The organism is Ideonella livida, assembly GCF_010499455.1.
Lineage (GTDB): Bacteria > Pseudomonadota > Gammaproteobacteria > Burkholderiales > Burkholderiaceae_C > Ideonella > Ideonella livida.
Genome location: NZ_JAAGOH010000014.1, coordinates 22285 through 41815, shown reverse-complemented (window position 1 = coordinate 41815; position 19531 = coordinate 22285). Strand labels below are relative to the sequence as shown.

Annotated in this window: 20 protein-coding genes; 10 read left to right on the top strand and 10 right to left on the bottom strand. The window is 69.6% G+C overall.

Going from position 1 to position 19531, the window contains the following annotated elements; all coding sequences use genetic code 11:
• Positions 1–48: 48 nt before the first annotated feature.
• Complete coding sequence (locus G3A44_RS12695) at positions 49–594, top strand: GNAT family N-acetyltransferase (RefSeq protein ID WP_163457899.1); 546 nt, start codon at positions 49–51, stop codon at positions 592–594.
• An 11-nt stretch (positions 595–605) separates the two neighbouring features.
• On the opposite strand, the gene G3A44_RS12690 is transcribed toward G3A44_RS12695, so the two are convergent.
• The 8 genes from G3A44_RS12690 to G3A44_RS12655 all read right to left on the bottom strand — a co-directional run bounded on the left by G3A44_RS12690 (position 606) and on the right by G3A44_RS12655 (position 8569).
• Positions 606–1475 (bottom strand): HpcH/HpaI aldolase/citrate lyase family protein, encoded by an 870-nt coding sequence (locus tag G3A44_RS12690; RefSeq protein WP_163457898.1) that lies wholly within the window; start codon positions 1473–1475, stop codon positions 606–608.
• A gap of 61 nt (positions 1476–1536) precedes the next feature.
• A complete protein-coding gene (locus tag G3A44_RS12685) occupies positions 1537–2232 on the bottom strand; it encodes an alpha/beta hydrolase (protein WP_163457897.1) in 696 nt (231 codons plus the stop codon).
• Between the two features lie 38 nt (positions 2233–2270).
• On the bottom strand, positions 2271–3200 hold the full coding sequence (locus G3A44_RS12680; protein ID WP_163457896.1) for an electron transfer flavoprotein subunit alpha/FixB family protein: 930 nt from the start codon (positions 3198–3200) through the stop codon (positions 2271–2273).
• 2 nt (positions 3201–3202) lie between these two features.
• Positions 3203–3952 carry an electron transfer flavoprotein subunit beta/FixA family protein gene (locus G3A44_RS12675; RefSeq protein WP_163457895.1) on the bottom strand — a complete coding sequence of 250 codons (750 nt, stop codon included), beginning with the start codon at positions 3950–3952 and terminating at the stop codon, positions 3203–3205.
• A gap of 26 nt (positions 3953–3978) precedes the next feature.
• Positions 3979–4974 (bottom strand): tripartite tricarboxylate transporter substrate-binding protein, encoded by a 996-nt coding sequence (locus tag G3A44_RS12670; protein WP_163457894.1) that lies wholly within the window; start codon positions 4972–4974, stop codon positions 3979–3981.
• 48 nt (positions 4975–5022) lie between these two features.
• Positions 5023–6225: a CaiB/BaiF CoA transferase family protein gene (locus tag G3A44_RS12665; RefSeq protein ID WP_310734371.1), complete on the bottom strand. Its 1203-nt coding sequence runs from the start codon at positions 6223–6225 to the stop codon at positions 5023–5025.
• Positions 6226–6343: 118 nt separating this feature from the next.
• Positions 6344–7501 carry an acyl-CoA dehydrogenase family protein gene (locus tag G3A44_RS12660; RefSeq protein ID WP_163457893.1) on the bottom strand — a complete coding sequence of 386 codons (1158 nt, stop codon included), beginning with the start codon at positions 7499–7501 and terminating at the stop codon, positions 6344–6346.
• Between the two features lie 177 nt (positions 7502–7678).
• Entirely contained in the window at positions 7679–8569 is an 891-nt protein-coding gene (locus G3A44_RS12655) for an HTD2 family dehydratase (protein ID WP_163457892.1), read from the bottom strand.
• Between the two features lie 136 nt (positions 8570–8705).
• On the opposite strand from G3A44_RS12655, the gene G3A44_RS12650 reads away from it, so the two are divergent.
• The 3 genes from G3A44_RS12650 to G3A44_RS12640 all read left to right on the top strand — a co-directional run bounded on the left by G3A44_RS12650 (position 8706) and on the right by G3A44_RS12640 (position 12302).
• A complete protein-coding gene (locus tag G3A44_RS12650) occupies positions 8706–9641 on the top strand; it encodes a LysR substrate-binding domain-containing protein (RefSeq protein WP_163457891.1) in 936 nt (311 codons plus the stop codon).
• Positions 9642–9814: 173 nt separating this feature from the next.
• A complete protein-coding gene (locus G3A44_RS12645; RefSeq protein WP_163457890.1) occupies positions 9815–10822 on the top strand; it encodes a Bug family tripartite tricarboxylate transporter substrate binding protein in 1008 nt (335 codons plus the stop codon).
• Positions 10823–10832: 10 nt separating this feature from the next.
• Entirely contained in the window at positions 10833–12302 is a 1470-nt protein-coding gene (locus G3A44_RS12640) for an FAD-binding oxidoreductase (RefSeq protein WP_163457889.1), read from the top strand.
• 409 nt (positions 12303–12711) lie between these two features.
• Here the strand turns inward: G3A44_RS12640 and G3A44_RS12635 are convergent, their stop codons facing one another.
• Positions 12712–13665 (bottom strand): LysR family transcriptional regulator, encoded by a 954-nt coding sequence (locus tag G3A44_RS12635; RefSeq protein WP_163457888.1) that lies wholly within the window; start codon positions 13663–13665, stop codon positions 12712–12714.
• Positions 13666–13790: 125 nt separating this feature from the next.
• Here G3A44_RS12635 and G3A44_RS12630 point away from each other — a divergent pair, with 125 nt between their 5' ends.
• Genes G3A44_RS12630 through G3A44_RS12615 form a run of 4 tightly spaced genes read left to right on the top strand, consistent with a single transcriptional unit; the run spans position 13791 to position 16806 of the window.
• A complete protein-coding gene (locus G3A44_RS12630; RefSeq protein ID WP_163457887.1) occupies positions 13791–14948 on the top strand; it encodes an iron-containing alcohol dehydrogenase in 1158 nt (385 codons plus the stop codon).
• Positions 14945–15256, top strand: coding sequence for a DUF1330 domain-containing protein (locus G3A44_RS12625; RefSeq protein ID WP_163457886.1), 312 nt, complete (start codon positions 14945–14947; stop codon positions 15254–15256). The genes G3A44_RS12630 and G3A44_RS12625 overlap by 4 nt, the downstream gene beginning before the upstream one ends.
• Positions 15257–15273: 17 nt before the next feature.
• Positions 15274–15804 carry an NAD(P)H-dependent oxidoreductase gene (locus G3A44_RS12620; protein WP_163457885.1) on the top strand — a complete coding sequence of 177 codons (531 nt, stop codon included), beginning with the start codon at positions 15274–15276 and terminating at the stop codon, positions 15802–15804.
• 18 nt (positions 15805–15822) lie between these two features.
• A complete protein-coding gene (locus G3A44_RS12615) occupies positions 15823–16806 on the top strand; it encodes an aldo/keto reductase (protein ID WP_163457884.1) in 984 nt (327 codons plus the stop codon).
• 364 nt (positions 16807–17170) lie between these two features.
• Here the strand turns inward: G3A44_RS12615 and G3A44_RS12610 are convergent, their stop codons facing one another.
• Positions 17171–18133: a LysR family transcriptional regulator gene (locus G3A44_RS12610; RefSeq protein WP_163457883.1), complete on the bottom strand. Its 963-nt coding sequence runs from the start codon at positions 18131–18133 to the stop codon at positions 17171–17173.
• Between the two features lie 134 nt (positions 18134–18267).
• Between G3A44_RS12610 and G3A44_RS12605 the strand changes: the two genes are divergently transcribed.
• On the top strand, positions 18268–18804 hold the full coding sequence (locus G3A44_RS12605) for a thiamine pyrophosphate-binding protein (RefSeq protein WP_163457882.1): 537 nt from the start codon (positions 18268–18270) through the stop codon (positions 18802–18804).
• An 80-nt stretch (positions 18805–18884) separates the two neighbouring features.
• Complete coding sequence (locus G3A44_RS12600; protein ID WP_163457881.1) at positions 18885–19520, top strand: thiamine pyrophosphate-dependent enzyme; 636 nt, start codon at positions 18885–18887, stop codon at positions 19518–19520.
• The last annotated feature ends 11 nt before the right edge of the window (positions 19521–19531 follow it).

Here is a 19531-nt window from a genome sequence, read left to right as displayed (position 1 = left end):
GATCGCCGACCTGCTGTGCCCCCCAGCCCAGGCCCACCGGAGCCCCCCATGCCGCCCCTCGCCCACCCCAGCGCCAGCGCCAGCGCCAGCGCCCTGACCCTGCACACCGCCCCCGCCGACTTTGCCGACTGGACCGGCCTGCTGGCCCTGCTGCAGGCCAGCTTTGCCTACATGGAGGGGCGCATTGACCCGCCCTCTTCCCTGCACCGGCTGGATGCCGCCGCCCTGGCCGACAAAGCCCGGCACGAGACCTTGTTGACGGCCACCAACGCCCAAGGCCGCTTGATCGGTTGCGCCTTTGCCGACCTGCGGCCGGAGGTGGTCTATGTGGGCAAGCTGGCGGTGGACGCCGCTGCGCGTGGCCAGGGGGTGGCCCGCGCCCTGTGCGCCGCAGCCGACACCCTGGCCCGCCAGCACGGCCGCCCCCACCTGGAACTGCAGACCCGTGTGGAGCTGGTCGAGAACCAGGCCACCTTTGCCGCCCTGGGCTTTGAGACCGTGGCCCGCACGGCCCACCCGGGCTATGACCGCATCACCAGCCTGACGATGCGGCGCCCGGTGGCACCGGCCTCGTCGCCAGCCCCCGGCGGCTGATTCGCACGGCCTCAGCGCGCCAGCAGACGCTGCGCGCGCAGCACCACCGGGCGGTCCACCATGCGGCCATCCAGCTGCACGGCCGCGCCGCCGGCGGCCTGGTCGGCGGCCACCACACGCAGGGCCCAGGCCCGCTCGGCCTCGGTGGGGGCCAGGGCGGCATGCAGCGGCGCAATCTGCCGGGGGTGGATGCACAACTTGCCGCCAAAGCCAAAGCGCAGGGCACGGTGCGCGTCCGCCGTCAGGGCCTGGGCGTCATCCAGGGCCGTGGTCACGCCATCCACCGCCGGGGCCAGGCCGGCCAGGCGGGTGTGCAGGGCCATGGCAAAACGCAGCGGGTCCAGCTCGCGCTCGTCCGGGCCGGGGGCCAAGCCTGTGTCGGCCAGAAAGTCGATGTGGCCCAGGGCCAGGCGCAGCACCCCGGGGTGAACGCTCAAGGCCGCCAAGCCGGCCCAGCCGGCTGCACTTTCCACCAGCGGGACCACGGGCACCCTACCGCTGCCGGCCGCCGCCTGGGCCGCCTGCAGGTCCGCAGGGGTCTCGGCCTTGGCCACCATCAGCGCCAGGCCCACCGGCGCCTGGGCGCCTTGACACCAGGCAGACAACCAAGTGGCGTCGTCCACCCCGGCGGCGCTGCCCCGGGCGTTCAGGCGCAGCACCACCGGCAGGCCCAGCGCCGCCAGCCCCGGCCATGCGGCCTGCACCGCCGCGCGGGCGGCCGGCTTTTCGGCCGGGGCCACGGCATCCTCCAGGTCCAGCACCAAGGCATCGGCACCGCTGGCGGCGGCCTTGGCAAAGCGCTCGGGCCGGTGGCCGGGCACAAACAGCAAGCTGCGGGCGGCGCCCAGGCGGGCGGCCCGTTCAGGGGCAGAAAAGGTCATGGGCAGGGCCTGGCGGCACAAGGGTGAAAAACCGGACGCGGCGCGCCCGCATGGGTTGGGGTCAAGGCGGCACGGCGGCGGCCACATGCCGCACCACCAGGCGCCGCAACAGCGGCAGCTGGCCGGCAAAGAAGTGGTCCGCCTCGGGCAGCACGGTCACGGCCTTGTCGTGGCGGCGGGCCCAGGCCAGGGCAAGGGGCAGGGGCACCACCTCGTCGGCAGCACCATGCAGCACCAGCTCACCGTCAAAGCTGCCGGGGCTGTCATAGGCCCGGCCGGCGGGCACCACCCCGTCGGGCATGCCAGCCAGCACCACGGCCTGCGCGGCCTGGCCGCCAGCCGCCAGGGCGGCGGCCACCCGGGCGGTGACATGCGCGCCAAACGAGAAGCCCACCAGCGCCAGTGGCGCCCCCGGCCCGGCGGCCCGCAGGGCCTGGGCCAAGGCAAGCAGGTCTTCGGCCTCGCCCTCGCCACCGGCATGGGCGCCGGTGCTGCGGCCCACGCCACGGAAGTTGGGGCGCAGCGCCAGCCACCCGGCCTCGGCCAGGCCGCGTGCCAGCACCTGGGGCACCTTGTGGCGGGCGCTGCCACCCAACAGGGGTTGAGGGTGGGCCACCAACGCCAAGCCGCAGGGCGCGGCACTGGCGGGTTCAGGGCGGTCCACGATGACTTCGAGAGCACCGTGGGCGCTGGCCACCAGGGCCGCACCGGCAGGCGCCTGCCACAGCGCTTCAGGAGAAATCAAAGAATGTGTCATGGGAACAGTGTCCCTGCTGGCGGCGCTGCCCGGTGCGCTCACAAGGCCTGCACCAGGGCCGGCACGGCGGTGAACAGGTCGGCCTCCAGCCCGTAGTCGGCCACGCTGAAGATGGGCGCCTCCGGGTCTTTGTTGATCGCCACGACCACCTTGGAGTCCTTCATGCCCGCCAAATGCTGAATGGCCCCCGAGATGCCGCAGGCCACGTACAACTGCGGCGCCACGATCTTGCCGGTCTGGCCCACCTGCAGGTCGTTGGGGGCGTAGCCCGCATCGACCGCCGCACGGCTGGCGCCAATCGCCGCGCCGAGCTTGTCGGCCAGCGGCGTCAGCACCTCAGCAAACTTCGAGGGGCTGCCCAGGGCGCGACCACCGGAGACGATGACCTTGGCGGCGGTCAGTTCGGGGCGGTCGCTCTTGCTGAGCGCTCGGCTCACCAAGCGGCTCTTGCCCGCGTCAGCCACGGCCGCGATGCTTTCCACGGCCGCAGCGCCACCGCTGGCGGCGGCCTCAAAGCCCGTGGTGCGCACGGTGATGACCTTCACGGCATCGGCGCTTTGCACGGTGGCGATGGCATTGCCGGCGTACACCGGGCGCTCGAAGGTGTCGGCGCTCAACACCCGGGTGATGTCGGAGAGCTGAGCCACGTCGAGCTTGGCGGCCACGCGCGGGGCCACGTTCTTGCCGCTGGCCGTGGCCGCAAACAGGATGTGGCTGTAGCCCGGGGCCAGGGCCAGCACCTGGGCGGCCAGGTTTTCTGCCAAGCCGTCGGCCAGCGTCGGGGCGTCGGCCAGCAGCACCTTGGCCACGCCGGCCACTTGGGCCGCGGCGGCCGCCGCCGCTTGGGCCCCTGCGCCGGCCACCAGCACGTGGATGTCGCCACCGCAGGCGGCTGCAGCGGTCACGGTGTTGAGCGTGGCGCCCTTGAGGGTGGCGTTGTCGTGTTCAGCAATGACGAGGATGGCCATGTTCAGATCACCTTGGCTTCGTTCTTGAGTTTTTCCACCAAGGCGGCCACGTCGGCCACCTTCACCCCGGCGCCGCGCTGTGCGGGCTCTGCCATCTTCAAGGTCTTGATGCGCGGGGCCACATCGACACCCAGCTCGGCCGGCTGGGTGGTTTCCAGCGGCTTCTTCTTGGCCTTCATGATGTTGGGCAGCGTCACATAACGCGGCTCGTTCAGCCGCAGGTCGGTGGTGATCACGGCCGGCAGCGAGAGCTGCACGGTTTCCAAGCCGCCATCGACTTCTCGCGTCACGGTGGCGGTGCCGTCGGCCACACTCACTTGGCTGGCAAACGTGGCTTGCGGTGCATCCAGCAGCGCGGCCAGCATTTGGCCCGTCTGGTTGCAGTCATCGTCAATCGCTTGCTTGCCCAGCAGCACCAGCGCCGGCTGCTCTTTGTCCACCAAGGCCTTGAGCAGCTTGGCCACCGCCAGCGGCTGCAGCGCTTCGGCGGTTTCAACCAAGATGCCACGGTCAGCCCCAATGGCCATGGCCGTGCGCAGCGTCTCTTGACATTGCGCCACGCCGCACGACACCACCACCACCTCGCTCACCGTGCCCTTCTCCTTGAGCCTCACCGCTTCTTCCACGGCAATCTCGTCAAAGGGGTTCATGCTCATCTTCACGTTGGCGGTGTCCACCCCCGTGCCATCAGACTTCACGCGAACCTTCACGTTGTAGTCCACCACGCGTTTGACCGCGACCAGTGCCTTCATGCTGTGTCTCCTGGGTGGGGGGCCGGTCAGTCGGCAAACTGGCCGGCGGCCTGGATGAGGGGGCCGTAGCGGTGGGTTTCTTCGGCCAGCCAGTCGCGCAGGCCGGCGGGGGTTTGCTTGTCTTCGGCCGGGATCACGGCACCCAGCTCGTGCAGCCGGGCCACCACGGCCGGCTCTTTCAGGGCCGCCTGCAGCGCGGCGGTGAGCCGCTGCACCGCCGCCGCCGGCGTGCCCTTGGGTGCGTACAAGCCGTGCCACACCACCACCTGGAAGCCGGGCAAGCCCTGCTCGGCCAGGGTGGGCGTGTCGGGCAAGGTCTTCAGGCGCTGGGCCGTGGTCACGCCATAGAGCTTGACCGAGCCAGCCTTGATGAAGGGCGTGGTGGAGGTGGTCTGGTCGCACAGCAGGTCCACCTGCCCGCCCATCAGCGCATTCATGGCCGGGGCGGTGCCCTGGTAGGGCACGGTGGTCATGTCCACCCCCAGGGCCTGGCGCAGCAGCATGCTGCACAGGTGCGACACGGCGCCCAGCCCGGCGTGGGCGATGTTGGTCTTGTCGCCCTGGGCCTTGAGGTAGGCCAGCAGCGCCTTACCGTCCCGGGCGGGCAGGTCTTTGCGGCCCACCAGGGTCATGGGCACGTCCAGCACCTGACCGATGTACTCGAAGTCCGCCAGCGGCTTGTAGGGCAACTTGCGGTAGAGCGCCGGCGCGGTGCCCATGCCGTTGTGGTGGATGAGGAAGGTGTAGCCGTCGGGCTGGGCCCGCGCCACCGAGGCGGCGGCCAGCGTGCCACCGGCGCCCACCCGGTTTTCCACCACCACACTCTGGCCCAGGTGCCGGCCCATGGCCGCCCCCAGCAGGCGCGAGACCACGTCGGTGGGCCCGCCGGCGGAAAAGGGCACCACCAGCGTCAGCGGCTTGCTGGGAAAGGCAGCCTGCGCCCAGCTCAGGGCGGGCGCGGCCAGGGCGGCGGCGCCCAAAGCCAGGGTGAGGGCGCGGCGGCGCCAGGGCAGAAAGGTCATGGGAAGTCTCCGGTCTTGTGGTGGGGTGAGGAAGGCCGCGGCGGGCGTTCAGCCCAGCCGAATGGCGCCATCGGCCTGCAGCGCGGCGATGTCCTGGGCGCTCAGGCCCAGCTCGGCCAGCAGGGCGGCGGTGTGCTGGCCCAGGGCGGGCACGGCGTCCATGCGCGGGGCAAAGCTGCTCTGGCTGGCCGGCGGCAGCAGGGCGGGCACGGGGCCGGCCGGGGTGTTGACCGTGGTCCAGCGCTGGCGCGCCTGCAGCTGCGGGTGGGCCCACACCGCGTGCATGTCGCGCACCTGGGCGTTGGCAATCTGGGCGGTGTCCAGCCGGCGGCCCACCTCGTCGGCGTCCAGCGTGGCGAAGGCGGCCTCGATCAGGCCGCGCAGCGCCTCACGGTGGCGCGAGCGCAGGGGGTTGCTGGCAAAGCGCTCGTCGCTGGCCAGCTCGGGCTGGCGCAGCACCTCGCGGCAGAACCCCACCCACTCGCGCTCGTTCTGCAGGCCCAGCATCACGGTGCGGCCATCGCCCGCCCGGAAGGGGCCATAGGGGTAGATGCTGGCATGGGCCGCGCCGGCGCGCGGCGGCGGCTCGGCCCCCTCAAAGCTGTAGTACAGCGGGTTGCCCATCCACTCGGTCATGCATTCCAGCATCGACACGTCGATGCGGCTGCCCTGCCCCGTGCGGCCGCGCTGCAGCAGGGCCGCCAGCACGGCGCTGTAGGCGTGCATGCCGGCGGCGATGTCGGCAATGGAGGCCCCCGCCTTGGCCGGCGCCTCGGGCGTGCCCGTCACCGAAAGAAAGCCCGACTCGCTCTGGATCAGCAGGTCGTAGGCCTTTTTGTCACGGTAGGGGCCGGGGCGCTGCGGGTCGTCGCCATAGCCTGAGATGTCGCAGACGATGAGCCGGGGATGACGGGCCTGCAGGCTGTCGAAGTCCAGCCCCATGCGGGCGGCGGCGCCGGGCGCCAGGTTTTGCACCAGCACGTCGGCCTGCGCCAGCAGCGCGGCCAGGGTGGCGGCGGCGCGCGGGTGCTTCAGGTCCAGCGCCAGGCTTTCTTTGCCACGGTTGAGCCACACAAAGTAGGACGACTGGCCGTGCACGCGGCGGTCGTAGCCGCGGGCAAAGTCGCCGCTGTCAGGGCGCTCGATCTTGATGACCCGGGCGCCCAAGTCGGCCAGCTGGCGGGTGCACAAGGGGGCGGCCACCGCATGCTCCAGCGAGAGCACGGTGAGGCCATCCAAGGGGCGTTCCACGATTGAGACTCCTGTGAAGAGGCGGCACTCAAGAAGCCGCCGGGCCGCCCCAAGGCTTCTTGAGACCCCCTCGGGGGGTGGCCAGACGACCGCAGGGCGGCGGGCCGGGGGCAAACAGTCAATAAGACTTGGGCAGACCCAGCACGTGCTCGGCCACGTAGCTGAAGATCATGTTGGTGGAGATGGGCGCCACCTGGTAGAGCCGGGTCTCGCGGAACTTGCGCTCCACGTCGTATTCGCAGGCAAAGCCAAAGCCGCCGTGCGTTTGCAGGCAGACGTTGGCCGCCTCCCAGCTGGCCTTGGCGGCCAGGTACTTGGCCATGTTGGCCTCGGCACCGGCGTTCTGGTGGGCGTCGATCTTCTGGCAGGCCTTCCAGCGCATCAGGTTGGCGGCCTCCAGCTCGATGTAGGCATCGGCAATGGGGAACTGCACGCCCTGGTTCTGGCCGATCTTGCGGCCAAACACGCTGCGCTCGTTGGCGTAGCGGGTGGCGCGCTCAATGAACCAGTAGCCGTCGCCAATGCACTCGGCGGCGATCAGCGTGCGCTCGGCATTGAGCCCGTCCAGGATGGTGCGGAATCCCTTGCCCAGCTCGCCCAGCAGGTTCTCTTCGGGGATCTCCAGGTGGTCGAAGAACAGCTCATTGGTCTCGTGGTTGACCATGTTGGCGATGGGCCGCACCGTCAGGCCGTGGCCCACGGCCTCTTTCAGATCGATCAGGAAGCAGCTCAGGCCCTCGGTCTTTTTCTGCACCTCGGCCAGCGGCGTGGTGCGCGCCAGCAGGATCATCAGATCGCTGTGTTGCACGCGGGAGATCCACACCTTCTGGCCGTTGATGACCCAGCGGCCGTCCTTCTTCACGGCGGTGGTCTTGAGCTTGGTGGTGTCGCTGCCGGTGGTGGGCTCGGTCACGCCCATGGCCTGCACCCGCAGCTGTCCTGCGGCAATGGCGGGCAGGTAGCGCTGCTTTTGCGCCGCCGAGCCGCTGCGCACGATGGCGTTCATCACGTACATCTGCCCGTGGCAGGCGCCGGAGTTGCCGCCCGAGCGGTTGATCTCTTCCATGATGACGCTGGCCTCGGCCATGGACAGGCCGGCGCCGCCGTATTCCTGCGGGATCAGCGCCGACATCCAGCCCGCCTCGGTGAGGGCGGTGACGAAGTCCTCGGGGTAGGCGCGCTGCTCGTCCACGCGGCGGTGGTACTCGTCGGGGAACTGGCGGCAGAGTTGGCGCACGGCGTCACGGATTTCGGTGTGGTCGTCAGGGGTGTGCATGGCGGTCAGGTCAAAGCGGAATGGACAGAGCGGTAGGTGCGGGCCGCCCGCGCAGGCGCAGGCCGTCCCGGCCACGGCAAGTCAGCCGTGGCCACAGAACACCACAAGCGGATTCAGGGGGGGGCGGCCAGGGTGGCCAGGGCGGCGAAGGCGGTCAGCCCCGTGCGCCGCCTTGGCTCAAGGCGCCAGCGTGGCCTCGGCCTGCATGGCCAGGTGGCCGCCGGGGGTGCAGGCCCACAGGCTCACCCGGCCATCGGCCAAGGGGCGGCCGTGCAGGGTGAAGGGCGCCACATCAAACACGGGCGAGACGGCCTTGAACTGGAAGCCCGTCACCCGGGCCTGCGGGCGCTCGCGGCGCAGCAGGTCCAGCAGCAGGGTGGCGATCAGCGGGCCGTGCACGATCAGGCCGGGGTAGCCCTCCACCTGGGTCACATAGCGGCGGTCGTAGTGGATGCGGTGGCCGTTGAAGGTGAGCGCCGAGTAGCGAAACAGCGCCACGTCATCGGGCACCACGGTGCGCTGCCAGGTTTCGGCACCTGCCGCGCCGTCCAGGGCCCCGCCGGGGGCGGCCACCGGCGCCGGTGGCGCCTCACCCGGTGCGGGCAGGCCGCGGTAGACGATGTCGTGCGCGTCCACCACCGCCAGCACGCCGTCGGCCGACACCTCGTGGCGCACCTTCACAAACACCAGCGGGCCGGTGCGCCCGTCTTTGGCCTGCACATCGGTGATGCGCGAGACGCGCTGCAGCGCCTGCCCCACCCGCATGGGCGCCAGAAACTGCAGCCGGCTGCCGGCCCACATGCGGCGCGGCAGCGGCACCGGGGGCAAAAAGCCGCCGCGCTGCGCATGGCCGTCGGGCCCAATCTCGCTTTGCCGGTGCGCGGGCAAAAAGTACAGCCAATGCCAGGCCGGGGGCAGGCTGTCGTGCGGGCCCACCGGCGGGTCGGTGCGGTCCAGCGTGGCGGTCAGGGCGTGCAGCGGGGCGGCGGTCAGGGTGTCAGCCAGCGTCTCGGTGCGGCCGATCCAGGTCTGCAAGTGGGGCAGGTCCAGCGGGGGCGTGGCGGTCATAGGGCAAAGGTCCGGCAGAGGGCGTGTGGGGCTTGGCTTGACCCCTGTTGCAGAGGCCGTGGCGGCATTCTGCGGAGCCCCAAGGTATCTGTGAAATACTTTGTATAGCTAGTTTGTATAACTCCAGCCTATACCCATGGACCTGCGCCAGCTGCGTTATTTCGTCGGCATCAGCGAGGCCGGCAGCCTGCTCAAGGCCGCCACCCGCCTGCATGTGGCCCAACCCTCCTTGAGCCAGCAGCTCGCCGCGCTGGAGCAAGAGCTGGGCGCCCGCCTCTTGCTGCGCAGCTCCCGTGGGGTCAGCCTCACCCCGGCCGGCCAGGTGTTTCTGGAGCACGCCCGCGTGGTGCTGGCCGATGTAGAACGCGCCCGCATGGCCGTGCGCGACGAAGGCACCGTGCTGCGCGGCGAGGTGGCCGTGGGCCTGCCCACCACCCTGGCCATGGCCGCCACCCTGCCCATCCTGCAGGCCTGCCGGGCGCGCTTTCCGCAGGTGCGGCTCAAGCTGGTGGAGGCCTACAGCGGCTTTCTGCGTGAATGGCTGCTGGCCGGCCGGCTGGACGTGGGCGTGCTGCTGGGCGACGCCCCCGAGCCCGGCCTGGCCAAGCTGCCCCTGCTGGAGGAGCAGCTGGTGCTGGTGACCGCCGCCGACCCCGCACGCCCCCACCCGCTGCCGGCCGAACTGCCCCTGGCCGCGCTGGCGCATTGGCCCCTGGTGCTGCCGGGGCGCGAGCACGGCCTGCGCCGCGTGATCGACGAGGCCTGCGCCCCGCTGGACGTGACCCTGGACGTGGTGGCCGAGATCGAAGCCCTGGCCAGCGTGAAGCGTGCGGTGGAGGCCGGCCTGGGCGCCACCATCTTGCCGCCCGGCTCGGTGGCGGCCGAGGTGGCCGCCGGCCGCCTGCAGGCCGCCCGCCTCACCCAGCCCGGCATCCGCCGGCGTGTGGTGTGCGCCACCCATGTGGCCCGGCCCGGCACCGCTGCCACCCATGCCGTGCAGGCCCTGGTGGTGGAGGTCATCCAGCGCATGGTGGCCCAAGGCGAATGGCCGGCCCGCTGGATTGGGGCTTGAGCCACCCGCCTGCAGGGCACTGCGGGTTTCTCCCCGGGCATGCCGGCGGATGATGGAAGCATCACGATTCTCTATTTCACGTCGCCAGCCATCACCAAATAGGATGCCCGCAACCGGGCCATGTGGCGCCTGCTCCACGAGCCCGGAACCACCCTCTTCTTTGGAGACATGCCATGGCCCCCCGCATCCCCACCCTCACCCGCCGCACCTGGCTGGCCCACAGCGGCCTGGGCCTGGCCAGCCTGACCGGCTTGACCGCCACCGCCCCCAGCTGGGCGCAAAGCGGCAAAGGCCCCATCACCCTGGTGGTGCCCTTTGCCGCCGGTGGCGCCACCGACGTGGTGAGCCGCCTGGTGGCCAAAAAGCTGGGCGAGCGCCTGGGCCGCACCCTGATCGTGGAAAACGTGGGCGGCGGCGGTGGCATGGTGGGCGCCACCAAGGTGGCCCGGGCCGCTGCTGACGGCAACACCCTGCTGATGGGCACGGTGGCCACACACGCCATCAACCCGCTGGCCCAAACCAAGCCGCCCTATGACCCGGTGAAAGACTTCACCCCCATTGCACTGCTGGCCACCGTGCCCAACGTGGTGCTGGTGCACCCGTCGGTCAAAGCGCAGAACCTGGCCGAGCTGATCGCCCTGATCAAGGCCGCCCCCGAACGCTTCAGCTACGGCAGCTCGGGCGTGGGCACCCCGCCGCACCTCTCGGGCGAGCTGTTCAAGCAAATGGCCCATGTGGACATCCCCCATGTGCCCTACCGCGGCGGTGGCCCCGCCATGGCCGACCTGATCGGCGGGCAGATCCCCATCCTGTTCGACGTGCTGACCGGCGCGGCCTCGCACATCCGCAGCGGCGCGGCACGCGCCATCGCCGTCACCACCGCCAAGCGCTCACCCTCGTTCCCCGATGTGCCCACCGTGGCCGAATCCGGCCTGCCCGGCTACGAGACCTACACCTGGAACGCGGTGTTCGCCCCCGCCGGCCTGCCCGCCGCGCAGGCTGCCCTGCTGGCCAAGGAGCTGCAGGCCGTGGTGGCCGACCCCGAGGTGCAGGCCAAGCTCAAAGACCTGAGCGCCAACCCCGTGGGCAGCGGCCCCGAGGCCCTGGCCGCGCAGGTCAAGGCCGAGCTGGCCAAGTGGGGCCCGGTCATCAAGGCCATTGGCGGCCTGAAATACGACTGAGGGCGGCGCCATGTCCCTCCCTCAATCCGTCGTCAGCCCGCCCGCCACGCCGGTGGTGGATGCCGCCGCCTTTCTGGCCCAGGCCGCGCAGCACATCGGCGCGCGCCGGGTGCTGACCCAGCCCGCCGACACCGCCGCCTTCCAGCAAGACTGGCGCGGCCGCTACCAAGGCCAGGCCCTGGCCGTGCTGCAGCCCGGCAACACCGCCGAGGTGGCCGCCGTGGTGGCCCTGTGCGCTGCCCACGGTGTGGCCGTGGTGCCGCAGGGCGGCAACACCGGGCTGACCGGCGGCGCCGTGGCCCTGCCCGGGCGCCCGGCCGTGCTGCTCAACCTCAGCCGCCTGAACCGCATCCGCACGGTGGACCCGGCCAACAACACCCTCACCGCCGAGGCCGGCTGCGTGCTGGCCACCGTGCGTGAAGCCGCCGCCAGCGCCGGCCGCCAGTTCCCCCTGCTGCTGGGCAGCGTGGGCAGCTGCCAGGTGGGCGGGCTGGTCTCCACCAACGCCGGCGGCACCGGGGTGCTGCGCTACGGCAACATGCGCCAATTGGTGCTGGGCCTGGAGGTGGTGCTGCCCGACGGCCAGGTGTGGAACGGCCTGCGCGCCCTGCGCAAAGACAACGCCGGCTACGACCTCAAGCAGCTCTTCATTGGCGCCGAGGGCACGCTGGGTGTGATCACCGCCGCCGTGCTGGCCCTGCACCCCCCGCTGCGCCAAAGTGCCAGCGCCGGCGTGGGCCTGGCCAGCGTGCAAGCCGCCGTAGACCTGCTGCGCCTGCTGCAAGACCACCTGGGCGAGCGCATCGAGGCCTTTGAAATCCTCTCGCGCAGCCAGGTGCACCTGGTGCAAACGCAGGTGCCCGGCCTGTGCAGCCCGCTGGCGGCCTCTCACCCCTACCTGCTGCTGGTGGAAGTGGCCGCCCCCGACGCCGGCTGGGACGCCGGCGCCGCCCTGGAAGCCGCCCTGGGCCACGCGCTGGAAGCCGGCCTGGCAGAAGACGCCGCGCTGGCCACCGACCTGGCCAAGGCCCAGCGCCTGTGGGACCTGCGCCACCACATCTCTGAGGCCAACAAACGCGCCGGCTTCACCGTCTCCAACGACACCTCGGTGCCCGTGGGCCGCCTGCCCGAGTTCATCGCCCAGGTCACCGCCCAGCTGGAAGGCGAGGTGCCCGGCATCACCGTCTGCCACGCCGGCCACATTGGCGACGGCAACATCCACGTCATCGGCGTGCTCGCGCGCGAGGTTTACGCCACACCCGAGGCCTGCGAAGCCGCCGCCGCCCAGGTCAACCGCATCGTCCACGAAGCCAGCGTGGCCCTGGGCGGCAGCATCAGCGCCGAACACGGCATCGGCCTGATGCACGTGGCCCGGCTGGAGCGCTCAAAGCCCGCGCTGGACTTGGCGCTGATGCGCCAGCTCAAGGCCGCGTTTGACCCGGCGGGGGTGATGAATCCGGGGAAGATTTTTCGGGAGTGAGGGGAGCAGGTCACGAAGACCAAGGTCATTCCCTCTTGAGCCGACCTGGCTGACGACAGATTCCGACTGAAAGTTGTCGGCGGCGAGGGGAATCGCTTCGCACGAGGAGGGTCAATGACCGGTTCCGGCAGCCGCTGACATTCGCTTTAGAACGGCGAACGACCGTCCCCAGTCTGAAGCTGCCGGTTGAAATCAGGTGGGCAGCTTTGCAGCGTGAGCAGATGGTCGAGCCGGTCGGCCGGACGCACGCTGTTCGAAATCAAGCCGACGTTGACCACAGTGACCAGCGCCACGCTGCGCGTCGCTGTACGGTTGGATGTTGACCGTTCGTGTTGCCCGGCAGTGGCGTCACACCATGAACGACCGGTTCCCGCCGGCGAAGCGGAGTCGCGCCGAGGCCACCGGGCAGCTACGCCCCATGCGCCTGGAGTTCACCAAGAGGAACGTGCAGCTCCTCGAGCTTCGAAAAGTGGTCCAGCAGGTGGTCCACCGTGGCCCTGACCCGAGGGGCCACCAGCGCGCGGTGGGGGTATTGCAAGGTCATCTCGAACTGACCGGGGTGATGCGCACCCAGCAGCAGCAGCCTCAAGCGGCCGGCCTGTAGGTGCTTCCACGCGTGGTGCACACCCACCTCGGCTATGCCCGTACCGGCCACGGCGGCATCGGTCAGGGACTCGGGAGAGGACAAGGTCATCACGGCGCCATCGGTGTTCAGGGTCAGCAGACTGCCATCGTTGGCCCGAAAGCTCCAGGCCTGAACCCGCCCCCCGAGAAAGCGGCGGGTGAGCAGGCGGTGTCGGCCAAGATCATCGGGTGATCTCGGAATGCCGTGGCGTGCGAGGTAGGCGGGCGAGGCCACCAGGACCAGGTGGAACTGGCAGACGGTGCGCGACACCAGCGACGAATCCACGATGCGACCGCCACGCAGTGCCATGTCGTAGCCGTCGTGAATCAGGTCGACGAGGCGGTCATCAAAGTCCACCTCCACGGACAGGCCAGGGTAACGATCCAGCAGCCCCGGCAAAGCAGGCCCCAGTTGCTCCTTGCCAAAGCCCATGCTCGTGGAGATTCGGACCTTGCCCGTCGGTGTTGCACGGTGGGCCATGGCGACTTCGGCGGCGGCGTCCAGCGCCTCCAGCGCAATCCGGGCGTGTCGCAAGTACGCCTGTCCCTCTTCGGTGAGGCTGAGGGTGCGGGTGGTGCGGTTCATCAATCGAAGGCCCAAGGCTGCCTCCAGCCCGGCGATGTTCTTGCTGACCGCCGCAGCGGAAATGCCCAGTGACCTGGCGCCGCCCGCAAAGCTGCCCGCATCGGCCACATGGATGAAGGAAAGGATGGCGCGCACACGCTGAGAAGAGTCCATGGAGGTTCGCCAGAGCGGTTGATTTGACAACTTAAGGTTGTGAATACATCAACCATACATGCAATTCACACCATCAATGCCGCTTCCCAGAATGAGTGCATCGACATCAGGAGCCGCTGGCAGCCATGCAGAACTTTGAATTTCAGAACCCCACCCGTATCGTTTTTGGTCAGGGCACGGTGCCCTCGTTGGACAAGCTGGTGCCCGCGGACGCACGGGTGCTGATCCTCTACGGCGGTCAGAGCGCAGAGCGCGCCGGAACCCTCGCGGAAGTTCGCGCCGCGCTGGGCCCCCGCGTCCGCTCCGAGTTCGGGGGCATTGAAGCCAATCCCACCTTCGAGACGCTGATGCGCGCCGTGGCCCTCGTCCGAGCCGAGCGTCTGGATTTCCTGCTGGCCGTGGGCGGCGGCTCGGTGATCGACGGCACCAAGTTCGTGGCGGCCGCCGCACCCTATTCAGGTGATGCCTGGGCCATCCTGGAGAGCTTTGGCAGCGTTGTGCAGGAAGCCCTGCCACTGGCGGCGGTGCTGACCTTGCCGGCCACCGGCTCCGAAATGAACCCGTCCGCGGTGGTGACGCGGCAGACCACCCACACCAAGGCCTTCTTCGCCTCGCCCAAGGTCTACCCACAGTTCTCGATCCTGGACCCGACCAAGACCTACACGCTGCCTGCCCGCCAACTCGCCAACGGCGTGGTGGACGCCTTCGTGCACGTCATGGAGCAGTACCTGACCTACCCGGCCGCGGCCCTTGTTCAGGATCGCTTCGCGGAAGGGCTGCTGCAGACCCTGATCGAGATCGGACCGAAGGTGGTCAACGGGCCGGCCGACTACGACAGCCGGGCCACGCTGATGTGGTCGGCCACGATGGCGCTGAATGGCCTGATCGCCACGGGTGTCCCGCAGGACTGGGCCACCCACTTGGTGGGGCATGAACTCACGGCACTGCATGGGCTGGATCACGGCTGCACCCTGGCCGTCGTCCTGCCGCCCATGCTGCGCCTGCGGCGCGACAACAAACGCGCCAAGCTGTTGCAGTTCGCCGAGCGCGTCTGGCAGCTCCGCGACGGCACTGATGATGACCGCATCGAACAGGCCATCCAGCGGACGCAGGACTTCTTCGAGTCCCTCGGCGTCCGAACGAGACTGTCCGGGTACGGGCTCGGGCCCGAGGTCATCGCCCCCCTGGTCGAGGCCCTGACCGCACACGGCATGACCCGCCTGGGTGAGCACGGCGACGTGACGCCTGATCAAGCCCGCCTGGTCTATGAGGCCGCGCTGTGAAGGCGGCCGTCCCGCTCCGTCCGGCCTACTTCGTGATCGAGGCCAAGGTCACCGACCCGCAGGGCATCTGCCCCTACCAAGCACAGGTCGAGGCGACCTACCAAGCCTACGGGGGCGTACGCGTCGTCGCGGGTGGAGCCCCTGAGCCTTTGGAGGGCACGCCACCATCAGGTGTCATCGTGATCCTGCGCTTTCCCAGCCTGGCACAGGCGCATGCCTGGCACGCATCCGAGCCCTATCAGGCCATTCTTGGCCATCGTTTGGCGTCGGCAGAGAGCCGCGCCTACTTCGTTGAAGGCATTGCCTGAGCAACTCCATCACCACCATGAAAACACTGGTCATCGTTTCCCACCCCTACCCCGAACAATCCAAAGCCATCCAGGCGCTGGAGCAAGCCGCACGACAGGTCGAAGGCGTCGAAGTTCGCAACCTCGAAACCCTCTACGGCCACGACACGTTCGCGTTTGATGTCGCGGCAGAGCAAAAAGCCAGCGAGGCGGCCGACCGCATCGTCTTCCTTTTCCCCATCCACTGGTTCAACCTCACCCCGATGCTCAAGGGCTACCTGAACCAGGTTTGGGGCTACGGCTGGGCGTTCGGCCCTGGCGGCGCGGCGCTGAAAGGCAAAGCCATGCAGGTGGTGGTGACGGCCGGCGCAACCGATCACCTCTACGCGCCTCAGGGGCTCATTCAAAGCACGATCGAAGACGTGCTGACACCCATGAAGGCCTCTGCGCTCTACGTGGGAATGACGTACCGCAAGCCGCTGGCATTCTTGGGTGCCATGGGCCTGAGGGATGACAAGCTCGCCGAACTGCAGTCCACCTTCGGCGAGCTGTTGCAACCGGGCCAGTAAAGCGGAGAACGGTCAAACATGATCAAACGTCAACTTGGACAAGGACTGGAAGTCTCTGCCTTGTCGCTGGGCTCCATGGGGTATGGCAAGGCGCGCGAATTGCCTGACCGGGCCGAGATGATTGCGCTGCTACGCGCCGCCGTGGAGCGCGGCATGGACTTCTTCGACACGGCCGAGGTTTACGGTCCATGGACCAACGAAGAGATGGTGGGCGAAGCCCTGGCGCCCGTGCGTGACCGGGTCAAGATCGCGACCAAGTTTGGTTGGGACATTGACCAGGCCACCGGCGCGCACCGAGGCGGCGTCAACAGCCAACCGGCGCAAATCCGCAGCGCGGTGGAGGGCAGCCTCCGGCGCTTGCGCACCGACCACATCGACCTGCTCTACCAACACCGCGTGGACCCCGAGGTGCCCATGGAAGACGTGGCCGGCACCGTGAGGGACTTGATCGTCGAGGGCAAGGTGCGGTGGTTCGGCATGTCGGAGGCCGGCGCGCAGTCGATCCGCCGGGAGCACGCCGTGCAGCCGCTGGCTGCCTTGCAAAGTGAATACTCGTTGTGGACACGCGAACCCGAGGCCGAGATCATCCCCACGCTCGAAGAGCTTGGCATCGGCCTGGTGCCCTACAGCCCGCTGGGCAAGGGTTTTCTGACGGGCAAGATCGACACCACCACGCTCTTCGATGCGTCCGACATCCGTGTGCAGACGCCACGCTTTGCAGAGCAGGCGCGCCTGGCCAACCAGGCATTGGTGGACCTGATCAGCCGCATCGGACAAAGGCACGGCGCCACACCAGCACAGGTGGCGCTGGCTTGGCTGCTGGCGCAAAAGCCATGGATCGTGCCCCTGTTCGGCACCCGCTCGCTGGCGCGGTTCGAGGAGAACATCGGCGCCCTACAGGTGACGCTCGACCCTGCGGATCTGGACGAGATCCAGCAGGCCAACATCGCCATCGAAGGCGCACGCTATCCCGAGGCCATGCTCCGGCTGTCGGGGAGATAGCGGCACCGTAGCAGGCCGGCATGCTGTTTCGCTAGAACGGAAGGAAGGCCTGGGCCGGCACTACCAGCGGCGGTCGGCCAAAAGCCGCCATTCGTTCGACACCGCAGCGCGTCGAAGTCGAGTGGCCGAAATCTGTGGTTTGGCGGTCTTCCGCCATCGCACAGATCAAGCGGCAGGTTGTGGTGCCAGCAGACGCTCGGAGAACAAGACCGAATGACTCTGACCAGTCTGAGGCAGCCAATGCCAAAACAGCACAGTCCAACCCCAGCCGAAAACGTTGAAACCAGGGCAAGGCACAGGCCATGGCGCGCCGGTCTTGATCAGCGCCAACCCCCTGGCAACCACACGCCGGGCGGCCCGCCCCTCACCCCACCCACACCCCCTGCGCCCAGCGCCCGTCCGCCAGGGCCTGCTGCACGCAGCCGGCCAGCACCTGGGTGGCGCAGCGCACGTGGCGGGCGGTGGGGCGTTCGGTGGGCAGGGCCAGCACCAGGGTGCGGCGCAGGTCGGGATCGGTCAGCGGGGCGCCGCTGAGGGCGCCTTGGCGCAGCTCTTCGGCCACGGCGATGGGGGGCAGCACGGTCCAGCCGTGGCCGCCCAGCACCAGGGCGCGCTGCACGCTCAGGGCGTTGGTCTCTACCGCCACCTGCAGGCTGAGCTGGCGCACGGCGCAGGCGTGGTCCACCACGGCGCGGATGCCGTGGGGGGCGTTGGGCAGCACCAGGGGCTGGGCGGCCAGGGTTTGCAGGCTCACTGGGGCCTGGGGTGAGAGGCCGGCGGCGGCTGGGGCAATGGCCCACAGCGGCTCGTCCACCAGGGGCTCGGCCTGCACGTCTGGATGGGTACCGGGGTGGGTGGCCGGGCTGCCCGTGGGACCGTAGAGCAGGGCTGCGTCCACCTCGCCGCTGGTGAGCCAGCGCTGCAGGGTGCCGCCGTAGCCCATGGCCAGCCGCACGCGGATGCCGGGGTACTGCGCGGCCAGCGCGCTCACCAGCGGGCTGGCCAGCAGGTCGATGGTGCTGGGCAGCAGGCCCAGTGTCACCAAGCCGCCCACGGCCTGGGCGGCGCGGGCGCTGGCGTCGATTTCGGCGCGGGCGCGCTCCAGCTCCAGCAGGGCGCGGCGGGCGTAGGCGCTCAGGGCGTGGCCGGCTTCGGTCAGCACCATGCCGTGGCGCTCGCGCTGGAACAGCGGGGCGCCCACGTCTTCTTCCAGCAGGCGGATCTGGCGCGAAACGGCGGGCTGCACCAGGTGCAGCACCTCGGCAGCGCGGGTGACGTTGCCAGTTTCGGCCACGGTGAGAAAGGCCTTGAGCTGCTTGAGGTCCACGGCAGAGGTCTCCGGCCCGGCGGGCCATTGCAGAAGCTGATGGAAGGATGCTGATTTTCTATTTCAGAAGCTCAGGCATCAAATTCTATGATTCTTCTCATCGCCCTTCAGCCCGTTCCACGGAGACAAACCCCATGCACCCCACCCCCTCTGAAGCCCCGGCCTGGCAGGCCGCGGTGTTCCGCGCCCTCAAGGCCGGCGGCATCCAGCAAATCGCCTATGTGCCCGACGCCGGCCACGCCCAGGTGATCCGCAGCGCCATTGCCGACCCCGAGATCCACGACGTGGTGCTCACCACCGAGGAGGAGGGCGTGGCCGTCTCCTGCGGCGCGTGGCTGGGCGGCCAGCGCTGCGCGGTGCTGATGCAAAGCAGCGGCGTGGGCAACTGCGTGAACATGTTTTCGCTGCTGCAGGCGGCGGACTTCCCGTTCCTGACGCTGGTGACCATGCGCGGCGAGTACGCCGAGTTCAACCCCTGGCAGGGCCCGATGGGCAAGGCCACGCAGGCGGCGCTGGAGCTGATGGGCCTGCATGTGCTGCGCGTGCACCGTCCCGAGGAGGTGGAGGAGATCGTGAGCGCCGGCCTGGACGCCGCCTTCGAGGCCGGCGAGAAGGTGGCCGTCCTGCTGGGCCAGGACCTGATTGGCCGCAAGAAGTGGGAGCGCAAGTGACGCGCGCCGAGCCCCCAAGCCACCCCACCGAACCCGCCACCCCTGCCACCACCCCCACCGCCGCTTCCGGAACCTTCGCCATGTCCTCCCCCGCCCTCCTTGCCCCACGCACCGGCCAGCCCGCGCTGCCCGACGGCCCCCGCGTGGAACGCCGCGCCTTCGTCAAGGCCCTGCTGCAGGCCGTCTCGCCCGAGACCCTGGTCGTCACCGGCCTGGGCTCGGCAGCCTACGACGTGTACGCCGCCGGCGACCGTGACCAGAACTACTACCTGTGGGGCGCCATGGGGGGCGCCTCTGCCCTGGGCCTGGGCCTGGCGCTGGCCCAGCCGCAGCGCCCGGTGCTGGTGATCACCGGCGACGGCGAGCAGCTCATGGGCATTGGCGCCCTGGGTTCCATCGCCGTGCAGCAGCCGCCCAACCTGACCGTGGTGATGCTGGACAACGGCCACTTTGGCGAGACCGGCATGCAGCGCAGCCACAGCAGCCTGGGCGCCGACCTGTGCGCCGTGGCCCGGGGCTTTGGCCTGAGCGGGGCCCGCAGCGTGCGCCACGCGGAAGACGTGGAGGGCGTGGCCGCCCAGGTGAATGCCCGCGCCGGCACCGGCTTTGTGCAGGTGTTCATTGAGGCCACCGAGCCCCCGCGTGCCCTGCCCCCGCGTGACGGCCCCTTCATCAAGAACCGCTTCCGCGCCGCCCTGGGCCTGAAGCCATTCTGAGGAGGCCGCGC

Coding starts and splice junctions, on each gene's coding strand:
- G3A44_RS12640 (WP_163457889.1), top strand. CDS start 10,833: ATGTCCCTCCCTCAATCCGTCGTCAGCCCGCCCGCCACGCCGGTGGTG.
- G3A44_RS12620 (WP_163457885.1), top strand. CDS start 15,274: ATGAAAACACTGGTCATCGTTTCCCACCCCTACCCCGAACAATCCAAA.
- G3A44_RS12660 (WP_163457893.1), bottom strand. CDS start 7,501: ATGCACACCCCTGACGACCACACCGAAATCCGTGACGCCGTGCGCCAA.
- G3A44_RS12600 (WP_163457881.1), top strand. CDS start 18,885: ATGTCCTCCCCCGCCCTCCTTGCCCCACGCACCGGCCAGCCCGCGCTG.
- G3A44_RS12685 (WP_163457897.1), bottom strand. CDS start 2,232: ATGACACATTCTTTGATTTCTCCTGAAGCGCTGTGGCAGGCGCCTGCC.
- G3A44_RS12670 (WP_163457894.1), bottom strand. CDS start 4,974: ATGACCTTTCTGCCCTGGCGCCGCCGCGCCCTCACCCTGGCTTTGGGC.
- G3A44_RS12635 (WP_163457888.1), bottom strand. CDS start 13,665: ATGGACTCTTCTCAGCGTGTGCGCGCCATCCTTTCCTTCATCCATGTG.
- G3A44_RS12630 (WP_163457887.1), top strand. CDS start 13,791: ATGCAGAACTTTGAATTTCAGAACCCCACCCGTATCGTTTTTGGTCAG.
- G3A44_RS12650 (WP_163457891.1), top strand. CDS start 8,706: ATGGACCTGCGCCAGCTGCGTTATTTCGTCGGCATCAGCGAGGCCGGC.
- G3A44_RS12655 (WP_163457892.1), bottom strand. CDS start 8,569: ATGACCGCCACGCCCCCGCTGGACCTGCCCCACTTGCAGACCTGGATC.
- G3A44_RS12675 (WP_163457895.1), bottom strand. CDS start 3,952: ATGAAGGCACTGGTCGCGGTCAAACGCGTGGTGGACTACAACGTGAAG.
- G3A44_RS12695 (WP_163457899.1), top strand. CDS start 49: ATGCCGCCCCTCGCCCACCCCAGCGCCAGCGCCAGCGCCAGCGCCCTG.
- G3A44_RS12645 (WP_163457890.1), top strand. CDS start 9,815: ATGGCCCCCCGCATCCCCACCCTCACCCGCCGCACCTGGCTGGCCCAC.
- G3A44_RS12680 (WP_163457896.1), bottom strand. CDS start 3,200: ATGGCCATCCTCGTCATTGCTGAACACGACAACGCCACCCTCAAGGGC.
- G3A44_RS12615 (WP_163457884.1), top strand. CDS start 15,823: ATGATCAAACGTCAACTTGGACAAGGACTGGAAGTCTCTGCCTTGTCG.
- G3A44_RS12690 (WP_163457898.1), bottom strand. CDS start 1,475: ATGACCTTTTCTGCCCCTGAACGGGCCGCCCGCCTGGGCGCCGCCCGC.
- G3A44_RS12605 (WP_163457882.1), top strand. CDS start 18,268: ATGCACCCCACCCCCTCTGAAGCCCCGGCCTGGCAGGCCGCGGTGTTC.